Annotated in this window: 18 protein-coding genes and 1 tRNA gene; 12 read left to right on the forward strand and 7 right to left on the reverse strand. The window is 51.3% G+C overall.

The features are described from left to right. Window positions 1-10: 10 nt before the first annotated feature. Both ACRRUX_RS19055 and ACRRUX_RS19060 read right to left on the reverse strand, forming a co-directional pair. A tRNA-Met gene (locus ACRRUX_RS19055) sits at window positions 11-87 on the reverse strand. 158 nt (window positions 88-245) lie between these two features. Continuing rightward, entirely contained in the window at window positions 246-1,622 is a 1,377-nt protein-coding gene (locus tag ACRRUX_RS19060) for an MATE family efflux transporter (protein ID WP_432533505.1), read from the reverse strand. 29 nt (window positions 1,623-1,651) lie between these two features. Between ACRRUX_RS19060 and ACRRUX_RS19065 the strand changes: the two genes are divergently transcribed. Beyond that, a complete protein-coding gene (locus ACRRUX_RS19065) occupies window positions 1,652-2,269 on the forward strand; it encodes a riboflavin synthase subunit alpha (protein WP_432533508.1) in 618 nt (205 codons plus the stop codon). On the opposite strand, the gene ACRRUX_RS19070 is transcribed toward ACRRUX_RS19065, so the two are convergent. Continuing rightward, complete coding sequence (locus ACRRUX_RS19070) at window positions 2,263-2,463, reverse strand: CPXCG motif-containing cysteine-rich protein (RefSeq protein ID WP_432533650.1); 201 nt, start codon at window positions 2,461-2,463, stop codon at window positions 2,263-2,265. The two genes, ACRRUX_RS19065 and ACRRUX_RS19070, sit on opposite strands and share 7 nt — an antisense overlap. 1,085 nt (window positions 2,464-3,548) lie before the next feature. Here ACRRUX_RS19070 and thrS point away from each other — a divergent pair. The 4 genes from thrS (at window position 3,549) to rplT (ending at window position 6,684) form a co-directional block, all read left to right on the forward strand. Then, window positions 3,549-5,477, forward strand: a complete 1,929-nt coding sequence (gene thrS, locus ACRRUX_RS19075) for a threonine--tRNA ligase (protein WP_432533511.1) — start codon at window positions 3,549-3,551, stop codon at window positions 5,475-5,477. 3 nt (window positions 5,478-5,480) lie between these two features. Then, window positions 5,481-6,020 carry a translation initiation factor IF-3 gene (gene infC, locus ACRRUX_RS19080; RefSeq protein ID WP_432533653.1) on the forward strand — a complete coding sequence of 180 codons (540 nt, stop codon included), beginning with the start codon at window positions 5,481-5,483 and terminating at the stop codon, window positions 6,018-6,020. 92 nt (window positions 6,021-6,112) lie between these two features. Continuing rightward, complete coding sequence (rpmI, locus tag ACRRUX_RS19085) at window positions 6,113-6,307, forward strand: 50S ribosomal protein L35 (protein ID WP_432533514.1); 195 nt, start codon at window positions 6,113-6,115, stop codon at window positions 6,305-6,307. Between the two features lie 17 nt (window positions 6,308-6,324). Continuing rightward, window positions 6,325-6,684, forward strand: coding sequence for a 50S ribosomal protein L20 (rplT, locus tag ACRRUX_RS19090; RefSeq protein WP_115138818.1), 360 nt, complete (start codon window positions 6,325-6,327; stop codon window positions 6,682-6,684). 304 nt (window positions 6,685-6,988) lie between these two features. Here rplT and trxB read toward each other — a convergent pair whose 3' ends face one another. Then, window positions 6,989-7,942, reverse strand: a complete 954-nt coding sequence (gene trxB / locus ACRRUX_RS19095; RefSeq protein WP_432533518.1) for a thioredoxin-disulfide reductase — start codon at window positions 7,940-7,942, stop codon at window positions 6,989-6,991. Between the two features lie 124 nt (window positions 7,943-8,066). After that, entirely contained in the window at window positions 8,067-9,179 is a 1,113-nt protein-coding gene (gene ald / locus ACRRUX_RS19100) for an alanine dehydrogenase (RefSeq protein WP_432533521.1), read from the reverse strand. 178 nt (window positions 9,180-9,357) lie between these two features. Here ald and lrp point away from each other — a divergent pair, with 178 nt between their 5' ends. The 7 genes from lrp (at window position 9,358) to ACRRUX_RS19135 (ending at window position 16,487) form a co-directional block, all read left to right on the forward strand. Then, window positions 9,358-9,864, forward strand: a complete 507-nt coding sequence (gene lrp, locus ACRRUX_RS19105; RefSeq protein ID WP_432533524.1) for a leucine-responsive transcriptional regulator Lrp — start codon at window positions 9,358-9,360, stop codon at window positions 9,862-9,864. Between the two features lie 183 nt (window positions 9,865-10,047). Next, on the forward strand, window positions 10,048-12,648 hold the full coding sequence (locus tag ACRRUX_RS19110) for a DNA translocase FtsK 4TM domain-containing protein (RefSeq protein ID WP_432533527.1): 2,601 nt from the start codon (window positions 10,048-10,050) through the stop codon (window positions 12,646-12,648). An 18-nt stretch (window positions 12,649-12,666) separates the two neighbouring features. Beyond that, complete coding sequence (gene lolA / locus ACRRUX_RS19115; RefSeq protein ID WP_432533530.1) at window positions 12,667-13,281, forward strand: outer membrane lipoprotein chaperone LolA; 615 nt, start codon at window positions 12,667-12,669, stop codon at window positions 13,279-13,281. 3 nt (window positions 13,282-13,284) lie between these two features. Further along, window positions 13,285-14,619 carry a replication-associated recombination protein A gene (locus tag ACRRUX_RS19120; protein WP_432533533.1) on the forward strand — a complete coding sequence of 445 codons (1,335 nt, stop codon included), beginning with the start codon at window positions 13,285-13,287 and terminating at the stop codon, window positions 14,617-14,619. Then, window positions 14,612-14,986 (forward strand): fluoride efflux transporter CrcB, encoded by a 375-nt coding sequence (gene crcB / locus ACRRUX_RS19125; protein ID WP_432533656.1) that lies wholly within the window; start codon window positions 14,612-14,614, stop codon window positions 14,984-14,986. The genes ACRRUX_RS19120 and crcB overlap by 8 nt, the downstream gene beginning before the upstream one ends. An 18-nt stretch (window positions 14,987-15,004) precedes the next feature. Then, the gene (gene serS / locus ACRRUX_RS19130) at window positions 15,005-16,288 is read left to right on the forward strand and encodes a serine--tRNA ligase (protein ID WP_432533536.1); all 1,284 of its coding nucleotides are present in this window, start codon (window positions 15,005-15,007) and stop codon (window positions 16,286-16,288) included. 73 nt (window positions 16,289-16,361) lie between these two features. Continuing rightward, window positions 16,362-16,487: a hypothetical protein gene (locus tag ACRRUX_RS19135; RefSeq protein WP_432533539.1), complete on the forward strand. Its 126-nt coding sequence runs from the start codon at window positions 16,362-16,364 to the stop codon at window positions 16,485-16,487. 334 nt (window positions 16,488-16,821) lie between these two features. On the opposite strand, the gene ACRRUX_RS19140 is transcribed toward ACRRUX_RS19135, so the two are convergent. Both ACRRUX_RS19140 and ACRRUX_RS19145 read right to left on the reverse strand, forming a co-directional pair. Beyond that, window positions 16,822-17,601, reverse strand: coding sequence for an SDR family oxidoreductase (locus tag ACRRUX_RS19140; RefSeq protein WP_432533542.1), 780 nt, complete (start codon window positions 17,599-17,601; stop codon window positions 16,822-16,824). Between the two features lie 132 nt (window positions 17,602-17,733). Continuing rightward, a complete protein-coding gene (locus ACRRUX_RS19145; RefSeq protein ID WP_432533545.1) occupies window positions 17,734-19,086 on the reverse strand; it encodes an MFS transporter in 1,353 nt (450 codons plus the stop codon). Window positions 19,087-19,089 lie beyond the last annotated feature (3 nt).

Below are 19,089 nucleotides of genomic sequence, written 5' to 3' on the forward strand. Positions count from 1 at the left end.
TTGACAAAGTTGGTTGCGGGAGCCGGATTTGAACCGACGACCTTCGGGTTATGAGCCCGACGAGCTACCATGCTGCTCCATCCCGCGTCCGTATTGCCATCGCCATATTCGCTTGTAAATCAGCGTCCCTGACGACGGACGCTATATTAAGTGGGTTGCGTTTGATTGTGCAAGCGAAAAAAATAAATTTCCGTGCGATTGGCCGAATGCTGAACAACTTGCCCAGTCATTCGGCAATCAGCTGCTTAATGCGCCACAGAATCTTCGATAACGTCCAGAACAATATGGTTTTTCTGAATGTACCTCAGACGAATGGCAAACATGATGGCGGCAGAGGTCAGACCCACAATAAAGCCTATCCAGAATCCGCTGGCACCCATAGCCGGCACTATCCAGTTGGTATACGCCAGGGTATAGCCCAGCCCCAGACCAATCGGCCAATAGGATATCAGGGTAATGAAGAAGGCACTGCGGGTATCTTTATAACCACGAAGTGCGCCCGCAGCGACGACCTGAATTGAATCAGACAGCTGATATAAAGAGGCCAATAGCATCAAGGTGCCTGCCAGTGCCACAACTTCAGGATTGCTGTTATACAGCATCGCGATATCGTGGCGCAGCCAAATGGTCAGTACGGCAGTCACCATTGCCATGGAAAAAGACAGCCCCAGGCCAACTTTGGCAGCCTTGGCAGCAACTTCCCACTGATCCCGTCCCAGGTAGTAGCCAACCCGGATTGATACGGCGATACCAATAGACAGTGGCAGCATGAACACAATAGAAGAAAAGTTAAGTGCTATCTGGTGTCCGGCCACCACAATGGAACCAAGAGGTGCCAACAACAGGGCGATGACCGCAAACAGGCTGACTTCAAAAAATAATGACATGGCGACGGGGAAACCCAGCTTGGTCATGTTCCACATCGTTTGCGCATGGGGTTGGAAGAAGCGTTCAAACAGCTGAATTTGGGCAAAGCGTTTGTGGAAACGCACGTAGATGACCATAGACAGAAACATCGCCCAGAATACCAGTGCAGTTGCGACGCCACATCCCGCGCCGCCCAGAGCGGGCATGCCAAAGTGGCCATAGATCAATATATAGTTGGCGGGGATATTCACCGCCAGACCCACGAAGCCAATAACCATGGTCGGCAGGGTATAGGAAATCCCTTCTGCGCAGCCACGCAATACTTGATATAGCACGAATGCGGGCGCACCCCACATGATGCCATTGATGTAACCCAGCGTCAGATCGTGCAGTTTAGGCTCCAAATCCATAAATTTCAGGATGAAGTTCGCACTGCTCAGAAACAGAATCACACCCACACTGCCTATTATGGCAATATAGGCTGCCTGTTGGGCCAGTGGGGCAATGGCTTTTGGATTGTTAGCCCCATGGTGGTGGGCAAACATAGGGGTAAATGCCATCAGCAGCCCCTGCACAAACAGGATTGCCGGCAACCACAGGCTGGTGCCGACAGCAACGGCGGCCATATCCACAGCGCTGACCCTGCCTGCCATCACGGTGTCGATAAAACCCATCATGGTTTGGGTAACCTGTGCGATCAGCACTGGCAATGCCAGCTGGATCAGTCTTTTGGCCTGATAGCCCGTATGATTCATGAAAAAACCTATGCTAAAGCGAGTGGAAAATGTTTACTGGTATCGTTCAAGCCACCTGTGAGGTGACTGATATTTACAAAAAAGATGGTGTTACCACGCTGGAAGTGGCCATTCCTGACCAACTGCGCGCAAACCTGGCGACAGGAGCCAGTGTTGCCAATAACGGTGTATGCCTGACGGTTACACAGATCGCGAATGATAGGGTGTTTTTTGATGTAATGGAAGAGACGGCCAGGCTCACCAATCTGGCAGATCTGCAAACTGGAAGCTGGGTCAACATTGAACGCTCGCTGACATTTGGCAGTGAAATCGGTGGCCATATTCTGTCGGGACACATCCACACGACTGCTGAAGTGATTGAGCTGAGTCAGACTGACGAGCATTATGATATGCGTCTGAAAGTGGACCCCAAGTGGATGCATTACATCCTTTATAAAGGGTTTATCGGAGTAAATGGCTGCAGCCTGACGGTGGGGCAGGTCGACGGGGATAGTTTCTGGTTACACCTTATCCCTGAAACACTGCGACTGACCAATCTGGATAAAGCCGGGGCAGGCAGTCGACTGAACATTGAAATCGACAGTCAAACCCAGGCGATTGTCGATACTGTTGAGCGGGTATTGGCAGCTCGATTTGGTGATCAATAGTACTGTTCATCGTCAGCATCAATGTACAGTTCAATCTTTTTATGCTGGTCGTCGATGTGCAATCTGAGGTGAATCGGATTGCAGCACACCCGGCAGTCTTCAAAATACTCTTGATCCCCATTGCTGCAGTCAATGTTGATATGTTGATGATGACCGCAATGGGGACAATGTATGGTGTTGGATTTAAGTTTCATCATTCACCTCCTGCATAGTCGCAATACTATAGCTGCCCGTTGTCGCCAGCCGTTATCAATCGTCGCCGATGTTAATCACCACCAATAGTCGTCCTATGCATTAATAAGGCAGACCGGGCTTATACCATTTGGCATAGGAGTTTAGTCACTCAGCGAGAATGAAAAGGCTCAGAGACAAGGGCTATATTTACTCATAGCCTACTGCTCCTGCGTTGCCCTACCTCCTATATCTATCCATATAGTCGTGCAATATAAACATTCGCCACATCCGCGTTAAACATTCGCCACATCCGCGTAGCTTGCGCCAAATTGAAAGTCTATCGGGATAAATCCCCTTTGATTTTCAACATAAGTGGTAACGCAGTAAATAAGCCTTTTCAACTCGTCCTCTGGTGAGAACAATCGGTATTATACTTGGGGCGCCCTGAATTCACGGCGTACATCCAGTGTGCATTCCATACGTGTTAGCAGACGAGCAATTAAGCAGTAGGTACTCATGCACAAGCGTAATTATTGCCGCCAGTGTGGCCCGGTAATGACAATACCGGGCTCTCATTTCGATCAGTTGGCCTTTCTCCCCTGACTGCCTTCCTCTACCTCTATATATGGAGGCGAAAAGGGAAGATAACAGGGAAGATAAACGGATATCCCCTATTCACCGCCACGCCCGCTGCAGTTTTCATCCTGCCTCAGAGATGGCGTTGAGTCTACAACCCGTTGCCTTTCACTATGCGGCTGCCAACGACGCTGACTTGCCGCTATTTGCAGGCCTGCGGCCTTATTCCGGCAGGCCGGGTTCATGCCCACCGGACTTGGGTTCAGAGAAAGCCGTTATGTGACGTTCCATGCTGACCCCGGTTTACAACCCGGGTCAGTCAGCTGTGAGAGTGGCTGCAGATATTGGCATTCAGCGGGGGACAAACGGACTACAAGGTTGAACCCCCTGGTGGTTTGGCGTACACTCCTTCGCCTGCAACCGGAAATGTAGGACTCCGTACTGTTCTGTCGCCGGCGGCAATTCCCTCTTTTATTTTTTATCACCAAGTGGCCCTGCGTATGGGTCACCACTGGAATAAGGATTTTACATGCCTGTTATTACTCTTCCTGACGGCAGCAAACGCGAGTTTGACCGTCCCGTTTCTACCCTTGATGTTGCTGCCGATATCGGCCCAGGTTTGGCGAAAGCCTGTATTGCCGGTCGTGTTAACGGTGAGCTGAAAGATGCCTGCGATCTGATTGAGCAGGACAGCGAGCTGTCAATTATCACAGCCAAAGATACAGAAGGGTTGGAAATTCTGCGTCACTCCTGTGCTCACCTGCTGGGACATGCTATCAAGCAAATGTGGCCTGAAACCAAAATGGCTATTGGTCCGGTGATCGACAACGGTTTCTATTATGACGTTGATCTGGAGCACAAGCTGACCCAGGAAGATCTGGATGCGCTGGAAAAGCGTATGCAGGAGCTGGCCAAAACCCACTATGACGTGGTTAAGCGCGTAGTGAGCTGGCAGGAAGCCCGTGACGCTTTTGAGGCGCGCGGCGAAAGCTATAAAATGGAAATTCTGGATGAGAATATCGGCCGTGATGAAACCCCGGCACTGTATCACCATGAAGAGTACACCGACATGTGTCGTGGTCCGCACGTGCCCAACATGCGTTTCTGCGAACACTTTAAACTGATGAACGTGGCCGGTGCATACTGGCGCGGTAACTCAGACAACAAGATGCTGCAGCGTATCTACGGTACCGCCTGGGGCGACAAGAAAGCTCTGAAGGCGCATCTGGTGCGTCTGGAAGAAGCAGCCAAGCGTGACCATCGTAAGATTGGCAAGCAGCTGGATTTGTACCATATGCAGGAAGAAGCGCCTGGTATGGTGTTCTGGCACAACAATGGCTGGAGTCTGTTCCTGGAGCTTGAGCGTTTCGTACGCCAGAAGCTGGGTAACTATGATTACCAGGAAGTGAAAGGTCCGTTGATGATGGACCGCGTGCTGTGGGAACGTTCAGGCCACTGGGACAAGTACTCAGACGCCATGTTCACCACCAGCAGCGAAAACCGCGAATATGCCATCAAGCCGATGAACTGCCCGGGTCATGTGCAGATCTTCAATCAGGGCCTTAAGTCCTATCGCGATCTGCCATTGCGTATGGCTGAGTTTGGTTGCTGTCATCGTAATGAGCCATCCGGCTCGCTGCACGGTCTGATGCGCGTTCGTGGTTTTACTCAGGATGACGCTCACATTTTCTGTACTGAAGAGCAGGTTCAGCAGGAAGTGAGCAGCTGTATCAAGATGGTGTATGACACTTATGCCACTTTCGGCTTTAACAACATTGTGGTTAAGCTGTCGACCCGTCCTGAAAAGCGCATCGGTGACGATGCCATGTGGGATCGCGCTGAAGAAGCCTTGAAAGAAGCATTGCGTAACAACGGTATCGAATTTGAAGTCCTGCCAGGCGAAGGTGCCTTCTACGGACCTAAAATCGAGTTCACTTTGCATGATTGTCTTGACCGTGCGTGGCAGTGTGGTACCGTGCAGCTCGATTATGCGTTGCCAGGACGTCTGGGGGCGACTTATGTTGCTGAAGACAACAGCCGTCAGACCCCTGTGATGATCCACCGGGCGATTTTGGGCTCACTTGAGCGCTTCCTGGGTATTCTCATTGAAGAATATGCAGGTAAATTCCCTGTATGGCTGGCACCAATGCAGGCTGTTGTCATGAATATCACCGACAAACAGGCTGAATATGTTGAAGAAGTCGTCAAAGTCTTCAAGGAACAGGGCATTCGTGCATCTTCGGACTTGAGGAACGAGAAAATTGGCTTTAAAATACGCGAGCATACTTTGAAGCGGGTACCTTTCCTGTTGGTCGTAGGTGACCAGGAAATGGAAAACCGCGAAGTAGCGGTGCGAACTCGTGATGGTGTAGACCTGGGCAAATTCACAATCGAAGCATTTGCCGACATGGTCAAGAAACAAATTTCGCTCCGTAGTCTTAATCTGTTGGAGGAATAGGTCATAAAGATCAAGAAAGCAGGGCGTCAGGCTGCCCCTAACCGTATCAATGATGAAATTACTGGTGTACCAGAGGTACGTTTAAACGGCGTTGATGGTGAGCAAATCGGCATCGTCAGCATTCGTGAAGCTCAGAACCTGGCTGATGAAGCCGGTCTGGATTTGGTTGAAATCAGCCCGAATGCCGAACCGCCAGTCTGTCGCATAATGGACTATGGAAAGTATCTGTTCGATAAGGCCAAGGCCGCTAAAGAGCAGAAGAAAAAGCAAAAGCAGGTTCAGGTTAAGGAAATTAAATTCCGTCCTGGAACTGACGAAAACGACTACCAGGTAAAACTACGCAACCTGGTACGTTTTCTGGAAGACGGAGACAAAGCGAAAATTACGTTGCGTTTCCGTGGCCGGGAAATGGCTCACCAGAACCTGGGTATGGATCTTTTGAACCGTATCAAGGCTGATCTGGAAGAGCTGGCAGTAGTGGAGTCCTTCCCGAAAATGGAAGGTCGCCAGGCTGTCATGGTTCTCGCGCCGAAAAAGAAATAGTAGGGCAACCTTCAAAGTAAAAGGGGGTTGATTCAGGTCAATCCCCTTTTCGCCTTACGTTTTATTAATCATCCCAATGCGGAGTTTTAGAAATGCCTAAAATGAAAACAGACCGCGGTGTTGCTAAGCGCTTTAAGAAAACCGCTAACGGTTTCAAGCGCAAGCAAGCTAACCTGCGTCACATCCTGACCAAGAAGAGCACCAAGCGTAAGCGTCACCTGCGCGCCAAGTGTTTAGTTGCCAAAGCAGACGTGCCAGCAATCGCTCGCCAACTGCCATACGCTTAATTTGAGGAGAGAGAAAAATGCCAAGAGTTAAGCGTGGTGTAACCGCACGTGCTCGTCACAAGAAAGTACTGAAACTTGCAAAAGGTTATTATGGCGCTCGTAGCCGTACTTTCCGCGTTGCAGTTCAAGCTGTAACCAAAGCTGGTCAGTATGCTTACCGTGACCGTCGCCAGAAGAAACGTCAATTCCGTCAACTGTGGATTGCTCGTATCAACGCGGCTTCTCGTCAGAATGGTCTGTCTTACAGCCGTTTCATCAACGGTCTGAAGAAGGCGTCAATCGAAATCGATCGTAAGATTTTGGCTGACATCGCTGTATTCGACAAAGTAGTTTTCGCTACTCTGGTTGAAAAGGCAAAAGAAGCACTGGCTAAGTAATTAGTCTTTGATTCTGTTAAAAAGGGACCATTTGGTCCCTTTTTTCGTTGTTGCATACTGCGTGTTTGTTTGAACTGTGGCTGCAATCGCGCCCCATCCTATTCCCTATGATGTTATTTATAGTAGCAATAGGTGTTCTGATTTACGCGACATTGATTTTGATGCCTAAATACTTCGAGTCCAGTCAATGGATAATAGACATCAGCCCAAGATCAATGCTTTCGCTGACTGAGTAGGCAGAATGCAAATCACAGACAAAAAAAAGCAGCCTTGAGGCTGCTTTTCAGTCAGTTAACTGACTCGTTTACTTCTGGGCATCCAGGAAGCGCTCTGCATCCAGTGCCGCCATACAACCTGTTCCCGCAGAGGTAATGGCCTGACGATAGATGTGATCCATCACATCGCCGGCGGCAAAAATCCCTTCGATGCTGGTTTGAGTGGCGTTGCCTTCCAGACCACTTTGTACTTTCAGGTAACCGTTGTTCATTTCCAGCTGACCTTCGAAGATTGCAGTATTCGGACTGTGGCCGATAGCCACAAATACGCCGGCCACCTGCAGCTCTTCAATGCTGTCATCTTTGGTAGAACGGATCTTGATACCGGTCACGCCCATTTGATCGCCAACCACTTCTTCCAGTGTGCGATCCAGGTGCAGTACTACGTTACCGTTTTGTGCTTTTTCCAGCAGGCGATCAGCCAGAATTTTTTCAGAGCGGAAGCTGTCACGACGGTGAATTACATGCACCTCGGCAGCAATGTTGCTCAGATACAAGGCTTCTTCAACGGCCGTGTTACCGCCGCCGATCACAGCGACTTTCTGGTTGCGGTAGAAGAATCCATCACAGGTGGCACAGGCCGAGACGCCACGGCCTTTGAAGGCCTCTTCGGACTCCAGACCAAGATATTTGGCTGATGCGCCGGTCGCCACGATCAGCGCGTCACAGGTATATTCACCGCTGTCACCAAACAGACGAAATGGACGCTGGCTGAAGTCCACTTTGTTGATGTGATCAAACAGAATTTCGGTATTGAATTTTTCGGCATGCTTTTGCATGCGTTCCATCAGCGCAGGACCTGTCAGATCGTCTGCATCTCCCGGCCAGTTTTCAACTTCAGTGGTGGTGGTCAACTGGCCACCTTGCTGCATACCTGTGATCATCACTGGATTCAGGTTGGCACGCGCTGCATAAACCGCGGCGGTGTATCCTGCCGGGCCTGAACCTAAAATCAAAAGCTTGCAATGTCTGGCTTGGCTCATCTCTTTCTCCGTGCCTTGATAAATTGGGCCGATTGTAGGGAATTTGGCAAGCGGGGTAAAGCGTCATAAGCGATTGCCATAATCGAAAAAGGGAGCCGCAGCTCCCTTATACAGTTCCCTGATTTTACAACAGGTTTGTAGGGTCAACGTAAGCCATCTTATGGGCTTCCGCGACCTCTTTACAGGTGACTTTGCCATGCATCACATTTAGACCGTTAAGCAGATGCCTGTCAGCCAGCAGGGCTTCTTTATAGCCTTTGTCGGCGAGTTTGATGATGTAGGGCAGGGTAACGTTGTTCAGCGCGAATGTGGACGTGCGGGCTACTGCGCCGGGCATATTTGCGACACAGTAATGCACCACATCGTCAACGATATAAGTAGGTTCCTGATGGGTCGTGGCTTTTGAGGTTTCGACACAACCACCCTGATCGATAGCCACATCGACAATAGCACTGCCTGGCTTCATGCGGGAAATCATGTCACGGCTGACCAATTTGGGCGCTGCCGCTCCCGGGATAAGTACGCCACCGATAACCAGGTCCGCTTCCAGTACATGGCGCTCAATGGCGTCGGCTGTGGAGTAAACGGCCTTTACACTGGAGCCGAACTGGACGTTCAGGCGACGCAGCGCATCAATACTGCGATCCAGCACTACGACGTCGGCCCCCATGCCGACAGCCATTTGCGCTGCATTAGTACCTACCATACCGCCGCCAATAATCACCACTTTGGCAGGCTCAACACCGGGCACACCGCCAAGCAGCATGCCGCTGCCACCTTTGGATTTCTCCAGTGCCATGGCTCCGGCCTGAATAGACATGCGTCCTGCGACTTCTGACATGGGTGCCAGCAGAGGCAGACCACCACGATCATCGGTGACAGTTTCGTAGGCAATACATACTGCGCCACTGCGAATCAGTTCTTCTGTTTGTGGCAGATCCGGTGCCAGGTGGAGGTAGGTGAACAGAATTTGATCCTGCTTGAGCATAGCCCGCTCAACGGATTGAGGCTCTTTAACTTTTACGATCATTTGCGCCGCATCGAAAATAGCCGCAGCGGTGTCGAGGATTTCTGCACCTGCGTCCAGATAATCCTGATCAGTGAATCCAATTCCCATTCCGGCTTGGGTTTCCACCAAAACCTTATGACCCCTTAAGGTGAGTTCGCGAACACTGGCTGGCACCATACCAACACGGTATTCGTGGTTCTTAATTTCCTTGGGTACACCAATAATCATCTTTGAGCCTCTTTTAATAAAAAACCCATTTTTCATAGGTATATTTGTTATTTTATGCTTCCTGAAGGTGATTCTTTCAGGGGTTTCTAGTATAGTATTGGGCAAGCAGTATATGCTGCTGAACATTCGACATACACAAAATAAAATATCGTTTTAACCCTAAAATAAGGTTAATACTATGCCATATAATAAAAAGAGTCCTTTAAAAGACTTGGATCGGATAGATCGTAACATTCTTAACGAACTGCAAATTGATGGTCGTATTTCCAACGTTGAGTTGTCAAAGCGCGTTGGATTGAGTCCTACACCCTGTTTGGAAAGAGTGAAACGACTGGAGAAACAAGGATATATCAACGGTTATACCGCGTTGGTTAACCCTCATTTCCTCGGTGCATCTTTACTGGTCTTCGTTGAAATTACCCTGAATCGCGACACTCCAGAAGTGTTCGATAAGTTTAATCGGGCCGTTCAGTTGCTGGACGACATCCAAGAATGTCATCTGGTATCCGGCGACTTCGACTATCTGTTGAAGACCCGCGTATCGGATATGTCTGCATACCGCAAGTTGCTGGGTGAAACCCTGCTGAAGTTACCTGCCGTGTCTGACACCCGTACCTACGTTGTAATGGAAGAAGTTAAGCAAACTAACCGGGTGGCGATTCAGCCACTGGCTAAAGAAGCTTAATGACCAATACAAAGGGGCCTGAGGGCCCTTTTGTTTCACACCAGCTTTCCCCGAAATAGCATTTCATTCACAGCTTTTCATCTTCTGCATTAGAAATCGCCCATCGACGGTGGATTCGCTGCATATTCATGGAGTTTCTGATATCTTAAGGCCAAATGTATCAAATCTTACGGAATGCTCGGCTTGTCTCAGGGAACTCGCGTCAACACACTCACCGGATTACAGCGGCTACAGGAAGGCGGCTTATTAATCACCTGTATGCTGGCGACTTTTATTCTGCTGGCATTGAGCAGTTTTCATCCCTCAGATCCCGGCTGGAGTCAAACCAGCTATCAGGGTGAAATCCAGAATCTCACCGGGGCAGTCGGTGCCTGGGTGGCTGATGTACTTTTGTATTTCTTCGGATACACCGCTTTTTTGATCCCTTTCGTGGTAGCCTTTGCCGGTTGGCTGCTGTTTAAACGCAGCCATAGATTGCTGGAGGTTGACTATTTTTCTGTCGGCCTGCGTCTGGTGGGCTTTTTGCTGATGGTACTGAGCCTGGCGACACTGGCGAGCATGAATGCCAACGATATCTATGAGTTTTCTGCTGGCGGGGTTGCAGGGGATGTTATCGCCGCCGCCATGTTGCCTTATTTCAATACATTGGGAACAACCCTGTTATTGTTGTCCTTTGTGTGTGCCGGATTTACCTTGCTGACCGGCGTGAGCATGCTGACCCTGGTGGATGTCACCGGTATGTTGTGCATTCGTGTGGTGCTATGGCTGTATCATCTCCCGGCCAGAATTAAACAGCGTCATGATGATACTGAAGATACCCGCGGCTTCCTGTCTCTGGTCGATAAATTCCGTGAGCGACGGGGGAGGGCAGAGCCTCAATTGTCAGCCGATGATGAACCCGACATTGCAGATTTGTCATTTAATGCCACGCAAACACGCACTCCACAAAGTGACGATACCGATGTGGATGATTCCCAGGCCAGTGGTTTGGTGTCACGCTTCTCCGGCTTGTTGAAAGGTAGAAAGGGTCATCAGGCCGAACACGCTGAAGAGGAACCCCTGATCGAGTCTGAAGCACTCAGCGCGCGGGTTGAACCCAGCATGGCGGTGGGTTCAGATGTGACCAAACAGGATACTCCACCATGGACTGACTCAGCCGAGGTGATTGATTTTGAGCGTAAGTCATCCGTTGGGGCGGTCAATGCCAAAGCCCGTTTGGATGCCAGTAAGGCCAAAGTGGTTGATGGTGTCATTACTATCCCGGGGCAGGAGATTGTTCCGCCTAAGCCAATCACGCCGTTGCCGGATATCAGTCTGCTGGATGTACCAAATCGCAAACATAATCCTATCAGTCAGGAAGAGCTGGATCAGGTCGCCAGAACGGTCGAAGCCAAACTGGCCGATTTTAACGTAGTGGCTAATGTGGTGGGGGTGTTTCCGGGCCCGGTGGTTACCCGTTTTGAGCTGGAATTGGCGCCGGGTGTCAAAGCCTCAAAAATCACTAACCTGTCCCGAGACTTGGCCCGTTCGCTGCTTGCCGAAAGTGTGCGTGTGGTTGAGGTTATTCCGGGCAAAGCCTATGTAGGCCTGGAGATCCCCAATAAATTCCGTGAAACCGTGTTCATGCGTGATGTACTGGACTGCGAGAAATTTACCCGCAGCGAATCCAACCTGACCATGGTGCTGGGGGCCGATATTGCCGGTGAACCCGTGGTAGTAGACTTGGCCAAGATGCCGCACCTGTTGGTGGCCGGTACCACAGGCTCAGGTAAGTCGGTGGGGGTGAACGTGATGATCACCAGTCTGCTGTACAAGTCCACTCCGGATGAAGTGCGCTTCATCATGATCGACCCCAAAATGCTGGAATTGTCTGTCTATGAAGGCATTCCCCATTTGCTGTGTGAAGTGGTGACCGACATGAAAGAAGCCGCCAATGCGCTGCGTTGGTGTGTGGGGGAAATGGAGCGCCGCTATAAGTTGATGTCAGCAGTCGGTGTGCGTAATCTCAAAGGCTTCAATGCCAAGGTCAGCGATGCCAAGGCCCGCGGCGAACCTATGGTTGACCCTTTGTGGAAATCAACCGACTCCATGGCCCCTGAAGCGCCTGAACTTGAAAAACTGCCTTCTATTGTCGTGGTGGTTGATGAATTTGCCGACATGATGATGATAGTCGGCAAAAAGGTGGAAGAGCTGATTGCCCGTATCGCTCAAAAGGCACGTGCGGCAGGTATTCATTTGATCCTGGCAACCCAGCGCCCATCAGTGGATGTGATTACCGGTTTGATTAAGGCCAATATTCCGACCCGTATGGCGTTCCAGGTGTCCTCCAAAATTGACTCCAGAACCATTCTGGATCAGCAGGGTGCAGAAGCCCTGCTGGGGATGGGTGACATGTTGTATCTGCCACCGGGTACCAGTGTACCGGTGCGGGTACATGGTGCCTTTGTGGATGATCACGAAGTACACGCGGTCGTTGCTGACTGGCACGCCCGTGGCAAACCGCAATATATTGATGAAATTCTGCAGGGTGCCAGTGACGGTGAACAGGTACTGCTTCCCGGTGAAGCGGCAGAAGGTGACGAGGAGCTGGATCCTTTGTATGACGAAGCGGTGGCGTTTGTCACCGAAACCCGTCGTGGTTCTATCTCCAGTGTCCAGCGCAAATTTAAGATTGGCTATAACCGGGCTGCCCGGATTATTGAACAGATGGAAATGCAGGGTGTTGTCAGTGCTCAAGGCCACAACGGCAACCGTGAAGTGCTGGCACCGCCACCGCCAAAATAACCAGTAGGTAGACAGACTATGATAAAGCGCGTCAGTTTTTCTGTGATTGCCATGGCACTGGCTTTCAGTGCTGCAGCGGATGATGCGGCCTCTTTGAAACAAAAGTTGGGGCATCTTAATGCGGTCAGTGCTGATTTTCAGCAAACCGTGACCGATGTGAACGATAAACAAATCCAGCAGGGTGAAGGGGTTATCGCACTTGCAGCGCCCAATCGTCTCTACTGGCACCTGACCTCGCCGGATGAGTCCATGATTGTTGCCGATGGCAAGGATGTGTGGATCTACAATCCGTTTGCCGAGGAGGTCACTGTCATGGGTATCGATGAGGTGATCGCCGCTTCGCCAATGGCACTGCTGGTGCAGCAGGACGACAAGGTATGGCAGGACTATAATGTGACACAAAACGGCGACTGTTATCAGATAAAACCCAAGAGTCTTGACAGTCAGGTCGTGGGTGTTGATGTGTGTTTCAACGGGGAGCAGTTGTCGCAGTTCAGTATTCTGGATAATCAGGGCAACACCAGTCTGTTCAAGCTGCGTGGCCAGCGTGCCCTTGAGGCCGGTGATAACAGCCTGTTTAAATTTACCGTGCCGCAAAACGTCGATGTTGATGATCAGCGCGCCGGAGAATAATGCGTGAGCAGTATGAGTTTTGATTTCGCGCCGGACTTCCGTCCACTGGCTGCGCGAATGCGTCCGCGGGATATCGTTGAGTATATCGGTCAGGCACATCTGCTGGGTGAAGGCCAGCCGCTGCGCAAGGCGCTGGAGGCGGGACGTGCTCACTCCATGCTGTTCTGGGGGCCACCTGGAACCGGCAAAACCACGCTGGCTGAACTGGTCGCGCATTATGCCAATGCCCATGTTGAGCGCATCTCGGCTGTCACCTCCGGCGTTAAAGAAATCCGGGCCGCGATTGAGCAAGCAAAAGCCGTGGCTCAGGCCAGAGGTCAGCGCACTTTGCTGTTTGTGGACGAGGTTCACAGGTTCAATAAAAGTCAGCAGGATGCGTTTCTGCCCTTCATTGAAGATGGCACTGTCATCTTCATCGGTGCGACTACAGAGAACCCATCGTTTGAAATCAACAATGCACTGTTGTCGCGGGCCAGGGTGTATCTGATCAATAAACTCACCGCCGATGAAATCACCCAGATTGTTACCCAGGCGCTGCACGACAAAGAGCGTGGGCTGGGAAAGCGTCAGCTCGTCATGCCTGACGAAGTACTGACTCAGCTGGCGCAGGTGTGTGACGGTGATGGCCGCAAGTCACTAAATTTGCTTGAGCTGATGAGCGATATGGTAGCGGATGGCGGCACGTTTACCCTGGACATGCTGACTCAGGTTGCCGGTGTGCAACTGGCTGGCTACGACAAAAATGGCGATCTCTATTACGATCTGATTTCTGCCGTGCATAAATCCATTCGCGGCTCTGCGCCGGATGCTGCGCTGTACTGGTTTTGCCGTATTCTTGAAGGCGGCGGCGATCCTTTGTATGTCGCCCGACGTCTGCTGGCGATTGCCTCAGAAGATATCGGTAATGCCGATCCTCAGGCCATGACAGTTGCCATTAATGCCTGGGAGTGTTTCCATCGGGTCGGCCCTGCTGAGGGTGAGCGCGCTATCGCGCAGGCGGTGGTTTATCTGGCCAGCGCGCCCAAGAGCAATGCAGTCTATACCGCATTCAAAGCGGCCAGAGCGCTCGCGCGGGAAACCGGCAATCAGCCGGTGCCTGTGCATTTGCGCAATGCCCCTACCGGCCTGATGAAAGACATGGGCATCGGTGAAGGTTACAGGTATGCTCATGATGAGCCCAATGCCTATGCCATGGGTGAAAACTACTTTCCGGAGCCACTCAAGGACAGTCGTTTCTATTTCCCCACCGAGCGGGGATTTGAAAAAAGGATTAAGGATAAGTTGGCTCATCTGGCCCAGCTCGATTTAACCAGTGAGATCAAGCGTTATGATGACTAACATCCTGTTTGTCGCCATGGGCGGCGCCATAGGTGCGGTTTGTCGTTATTTGATATCAATATTTATGATCCAGGTATTTGGCACCGGATTTCCTTTTGGTACACTGACAGTTAACGTGCTGGGCTCCTTTATTATGGGTGTCATTTACGCGTTGGGCGAAGTGAGCCATGTCAGTCCTGAACTCAAAGCTATGATAGGTGTCGGGCTGCTTGGTGCCCTGACAACTTTTTCCACTTTTTCCAACGAAACCCTGTTATTGATGCAGGATGGCGAATGGCTGAAAGCCGGCCTCAATGTGGTGCTGAACCTGACTATCTGCCTCGTTGTAGTATATCTGGGCCAGCAACTGGTCTTTTCTCGCGTTTAACTATTAAGAAAATAAGTCATGTTAGATCCTAAATTTTTGCGCACTGAACTGGAAGTGACAGCGGAACGCCTGGCGACCCGCGGCTTCATCCTCGACGTTGATCGTATCCAGAAGCTGGAAGAGAAGCGTAAGTCCCTGCAGGTAGAAACCGAAGAACTGCAGGCCAAGCGCAATGCCATCTCCAAGTCCATTGGTCAGGCCAAGGCTCGCGGCGAAGATGTTGCACCTATTATGGCGCAGGTGGGTGATCTGGGTTCCCAGCTGGATGCCAGAAAACAGGAGTTGGCGGATCTGCTGAATGACATTTCGGCCATTGCTATGACTACCCCAAACCTGCCACATGAGTCTGTGCCAGTGGGCGCCGACGAAAATGAAAACGTGGAAGTACGTACCTGGGGTGAGCCACGCAACTTTGATTTTGAACTCAAAGATCACGTTGATGTGGGTGAAGGCCTGCAGGGACTGGATTTTAAGAGTGCAGTGAAAATTACCGGTTCACGTTTTATCGTGATGAAAGGTCAGATTGCCCGTATGCACCGTGCTCTGGCGGCATTTATGCTGGATACTCACACGCTGGAACACGGTTATACCGAAGCCTATGTGCCTTATCTGGTCAACGCCGACAGTCTGCTGGGTACCGGTCAGCTGCCAAAGTTTGGTGAAGACCTGTTCCACACCAAACCTGCAACCGAAGAAGGTCAGGGTCTGAGCCTGATCCCAACTGCAGAAGTGCCACTGACCAACCTGGTCCGTGACTGCATACTGGATGAGTCTGAGCTGCCGATTAAGATGACTGCCCACACTCCTTGCTTCCGCTCTGAAGCTGGCTCTTACGGTAAAGACACCCGTGGTCTTATTCGTCAACACCAGTTTGATAAGGTAGAGCTGGTGCAGATCGTCAAGCCTGAAAATTCCATGAACGCACTGGAAGAGCTGACCGGCCACGCCGAGAAGATCTTGCAGAAACTGGGTCTGCCATACCGCGTAGTGGTACTGTGTACCGGAGATATGGGCTTTGGTTCAAGCAAGACCTACGACATCGAAGTGTGGGTGCCTGCACAGAATACTTACCGTGAAATCTCTTCATGCAGCAACATGCAGGACTTCCAGGCTCGTCGTATGCAAGCCCGTTACCGTGGTGCCGATGGCAAACCGACTCTGGTGCATACCCTCAATGGTTCTGGTCTGGCAGTGGGTCGTACCCTGGTGGCGATTCTGGAAAACTACCAGAATGCCGATGGCAGTGTGACTGTACCTGAAGCGCTGCGTCCATACATGGGCGGTCTGGAAAAAATTGGCTGAAGCCACTTCGGGTTCAGTGTAAAACGATAATAATCAAGCGTTAAAGCATTATTTAGGGACTGTGTAAACTCTAATGGATAGCGGTATTTTATACCTGCGCTGGCTGTCCTATATCGCGGTCATTGCTGTATTTTTCGGCATTCTGTTCGCGACATTTGGTGAAGCCATAGTGCTGATCATGGAAAATGTTGGCCGCTAAGCCGATTGCCAACAAAAAAGCCCTGCCGTTTTGCGGCGGGGCTTTCTTATTTTCTGAGCATCGTATTTATCGAACCCGGATGCAATACCAACTCCATTGATCGTCTGATCAATTCAGAGCATGTCAGGGTTTCTGATTCAAGGTGCATTGGTTGATTAAGGGGGCGTTCCCTTTGAGAGCAATGCAACGCAGACGCATATTTTCCGACACACTCACGCAGTGCAGGTTTCAATGTCCTAGTCTCAAACGATTGAACTCCCGCTGAAACAGATCAACTAAATGAAATTGGTATAACAAGTTTTTTTAAACAGAATAATGATTTGTGGCAGTCGACCTAAAAATAGCGGCTGCGCACCATGGCATCCATGCCGCCATCGACAAACAGCACGCTGCCGGTGATGAATGAAGCCTGCGCTGACAGCAAAAAAGCAACGGCCGAAGCGATTTCTTTGGGTTGCCCGGCGCGGCCAATCGGCGCGACAAATTTCTTCACCGCTTCGCCAAACCTGGGATCTTCTTTAGAGGCTTGATGGAGTGGGGTTTCCACAGCGCCCGGGGCTATCACATTGATCCTTAGTCCGGTGGCGGCCTGTTTGGCGGCCTGCTGACGTGCCCAGCAGGTCACGGCATATTTTGAGGCCGCGTAACTGTGCTGTGGGGCATTTGCCTGCAGTGCCAGCTCACGGGTTTTGGCTTCATCGCCGGCCAGCATGGTTTCAACCATTTCATGGGGAGTGGCTAACTGAGCCACCGCAGCGACTGAACCAATAATGACCACAGCAGGATTGCCATTGCTGACGATCGAGGCTTTAAGACCGTCTACCAATTCGGTTACGCCAAAGTAGTTGACTGACGTGATTAGCGCTGCGTCAGGTGCGGTTACACCGACGCCGGCGCAGCAGACGAGGGCGGACAATTTTCCATCGGCCAGAGTCTGCACATGTTCAATTGCCGCGCTGCGTCCCTGGGGACTGGCTAGATCGGCGGCAATCCGGGTAAATTTGTCGTTGGCGTTACGATCTATGCCAATAATTTGATGCCCTTGCTCCGCCAATTGTTGACAGACCGCGGCGCCAATTCCCGACGCACTGCCGGTCACTGCAATGACTGCCATTTGAGACTCCTTGTTATGATTTATGCGTTATTTGATACAGCTAGCCGGTATTTGTCCTCGTCCGCTGAGACTAGTTGCCGGTCAATCGTTCTGGATAGGACGAGCTGTGCCATTGTTGGCATTTACCAAACGTCAGATTTGCCGGGCACAGTCGCCCGCAGTATCGGTGAGCTCATCCACTTTTTCTTGCTCCTGTCCTGGGCTGCTCACATCCAGATAGCGGCGTTGCAACCACCAGAGCATCAGCGTCGCAATCAGTACACTGATGTTGGTCACGATAATCGCCACACTCAGCGCATCATCTGCAAAAACAGGTGTGAGTTTATCACTCAGCGCTCCCGCGATAACCGGTCCCACACCAAAACCCAGCAAAGTCACCAGCAGGGTTTGCAGTGACACAGCAACACCGCGAGTCTGAGGGGAAACCATCTGGGTTAATACCGACATACAGGGGCCGACCCAGAATACCGAAAAGAAGCCTGCAATGGCACAGGCCAGCATAGCTAAGGGCAGACGAATATCCGCCAGGCGGACAAAGTATTCTGCGGGGAATAACAGATAGATAATGAGTGCGCTGAACCCCAGCAGATTGCCGATAATCGCCAGGCGCAGCGGCCCCGGACGGCCATAATGGCGGTCTGCCAGCCAACCACTGAACAACATGCCTGATGCCGACGCTCCGCCGCCCACAATCCCGGCCAGTAAACCGGCGTTCTGCAAGGTCATGTCATGGTGGCGGACCAAAAAGGAGGTATTCCACATGGCGTAAGCGTTGGAGCCCATGGTTCCAAGCGCGCACGCCAGGATTAGTAATCTGACCCGGTTATCCTGCCACACCAGCCTGAGACTTTGTCGCAAACTCAACGCGAGTTGTCCGTTGGCAGTCTGCGATGTTCGATGTTCATGATGCGTTGCTGGCTCAGCTGTCAACCATAACATCAGCGCCAGTGGCAGGGCGGGCAGAGCGACCAGCATAAAGCTGTCGCGCCAGCCCAGTTGATTGACCACATAAGCTCCCAGGCTCAGGGCCAGAATGGCTGAAAAGGTAGCGGCTGAGGAGAAGATACTGATGGCAAAAGCACGCCGACTGACAGGATAAACATCGGAGATCAGTGATATCGAGGCGGAGGCAACCGGGACTTCTGCAAAGGCGATCAACATCCGCAGTGCGATCAGCGCCCCCAGGGTCTGAACGGTGGCCCCCAGCCAGGTAGCCAGCGCCCAGATCAGCGCACATACTGCCAGCAGACGGGTGCGGTTGACGCGGTCAACCAGTCGCCCGGCGGGCAGGCAGAGCAGGGCAAACACCAGTGCAAACGCCAGACCCGTGACTATCCCCATTTGCGCATCGGTCGCTGCAAATTCACTTTTGACAGGCTCTATCATCACCGACAGTATTTGCCTGCCGGTGAACATCTGGATATACAAACAGGTCAACAGCAGCAGTAATCCCTGCTGCCGATACATTCGCATCAGTTGACCCATAGG

It is taken from the genome of Shewanella sp. GXUN23E, from assembly GCF_050865035.1.
GTDB lineage: Bacteria > Pseudomonadota > Gammaproteobacteria > Enterobacterales > Shewanellaceae > Shewanella.

Coding starts and splice junctions, on each gene's coding strand:
- ACRRUX_RS19060 (WP_432533505.1), bottom strand. CDS start 1,622: ATGAATCATACGGGCTATCAGGCCAAAAGACTGATCCAGCTGGCATTG.
- ACRRUX_RS19065 (WP_432533508.1), top strand. CDS start 1,652: ATGTTTACTGGTATCGTTCAAGCCACCTGTGAGGTGACTGATATTTAC.
- ACRRUX_RS19070 (WP_432533650.1), bottom strand. CDS start 2,463: ATGAAACTTAAATCCAACACCATACATTGTCCCCATTGCGGTCATCAT.
- thrS (WP_432533511.1), top strand. CDS start 3,549: ATGCCTGTTATTACTCTTCCTGACGGCAGCAAACGCGAGTTTGACCGT.
- rpmI (WP_432533514.1), top strand. CDS start 6,113: ATGCCTAAAATGAAAACAGACCGCGGTGTTGCTAAGCGCTTTAAGAAA.
- rplT (WP_115138818.1), top strand. CDS start 6,325: ATGCCAAGAGTTAAGCGTGGTGTAACCGCACGTGCTCGTCACAAGAAA.
- trxB (WP_432533518.1), bottom strand. CDS start 7,942: ATGAGCCAAGCCAGACATTGCAAGCTTTTGATTTTAGGTTCAGGCCCG.
- ald (WP_432533521.1), bottom strand. CDS start 9,179: ATGATTATTGGTGTACCCAAGGAAATTAAGAACCACGAATACCGTGTT.
- lrp (WP_432533524.1), top strand. CDS start 9,358: ATGCCATATAATAAAAAGAGTCCTTTAAAAGACTTGGATCGGATAGAT.
- lolA (WP_432533530.1), top strand. CDS start 12,667: ATGATAAAGCGCGTCAGTTTTTCTGTGATTGCCATGGCACTGGCTTTC.
- crcB (WP_432533656.1), top strand. CDS start 14,612: ATGACTAACATCCTGTTTGTCGCCATGGGCGGCGCCATAGGTGCGGTT.
- serS (WP_432533536.1), top strand. CDS start 15,005: ATGTTAGATCCTAAATTTTTGCGCACTGAACTGGAAGTGACAGCGGAA.
- ACRRUX_RS19135 (WP_432533539.1), top strand. CDS start 16,362: ATGGATAGCGGTATTTTATACCTGCGCTGGCTGTCCTATATCGCGGTC.
- ACRRUX_RS19140 (WP_432533542.1), bottom strand. CDS start 17,601: ATGGCAGTCATTGCAGTGACCGGCAGTGCGTCGGGAATTGGCGCCGCG.
- ACRRUX_RS19145 (WP_432533545.1), bottom strand. CDS start 19,086: ATGGGTCAACTGATGCGAATGTATCGGCAGCAGGGATTACTGCTGCTG.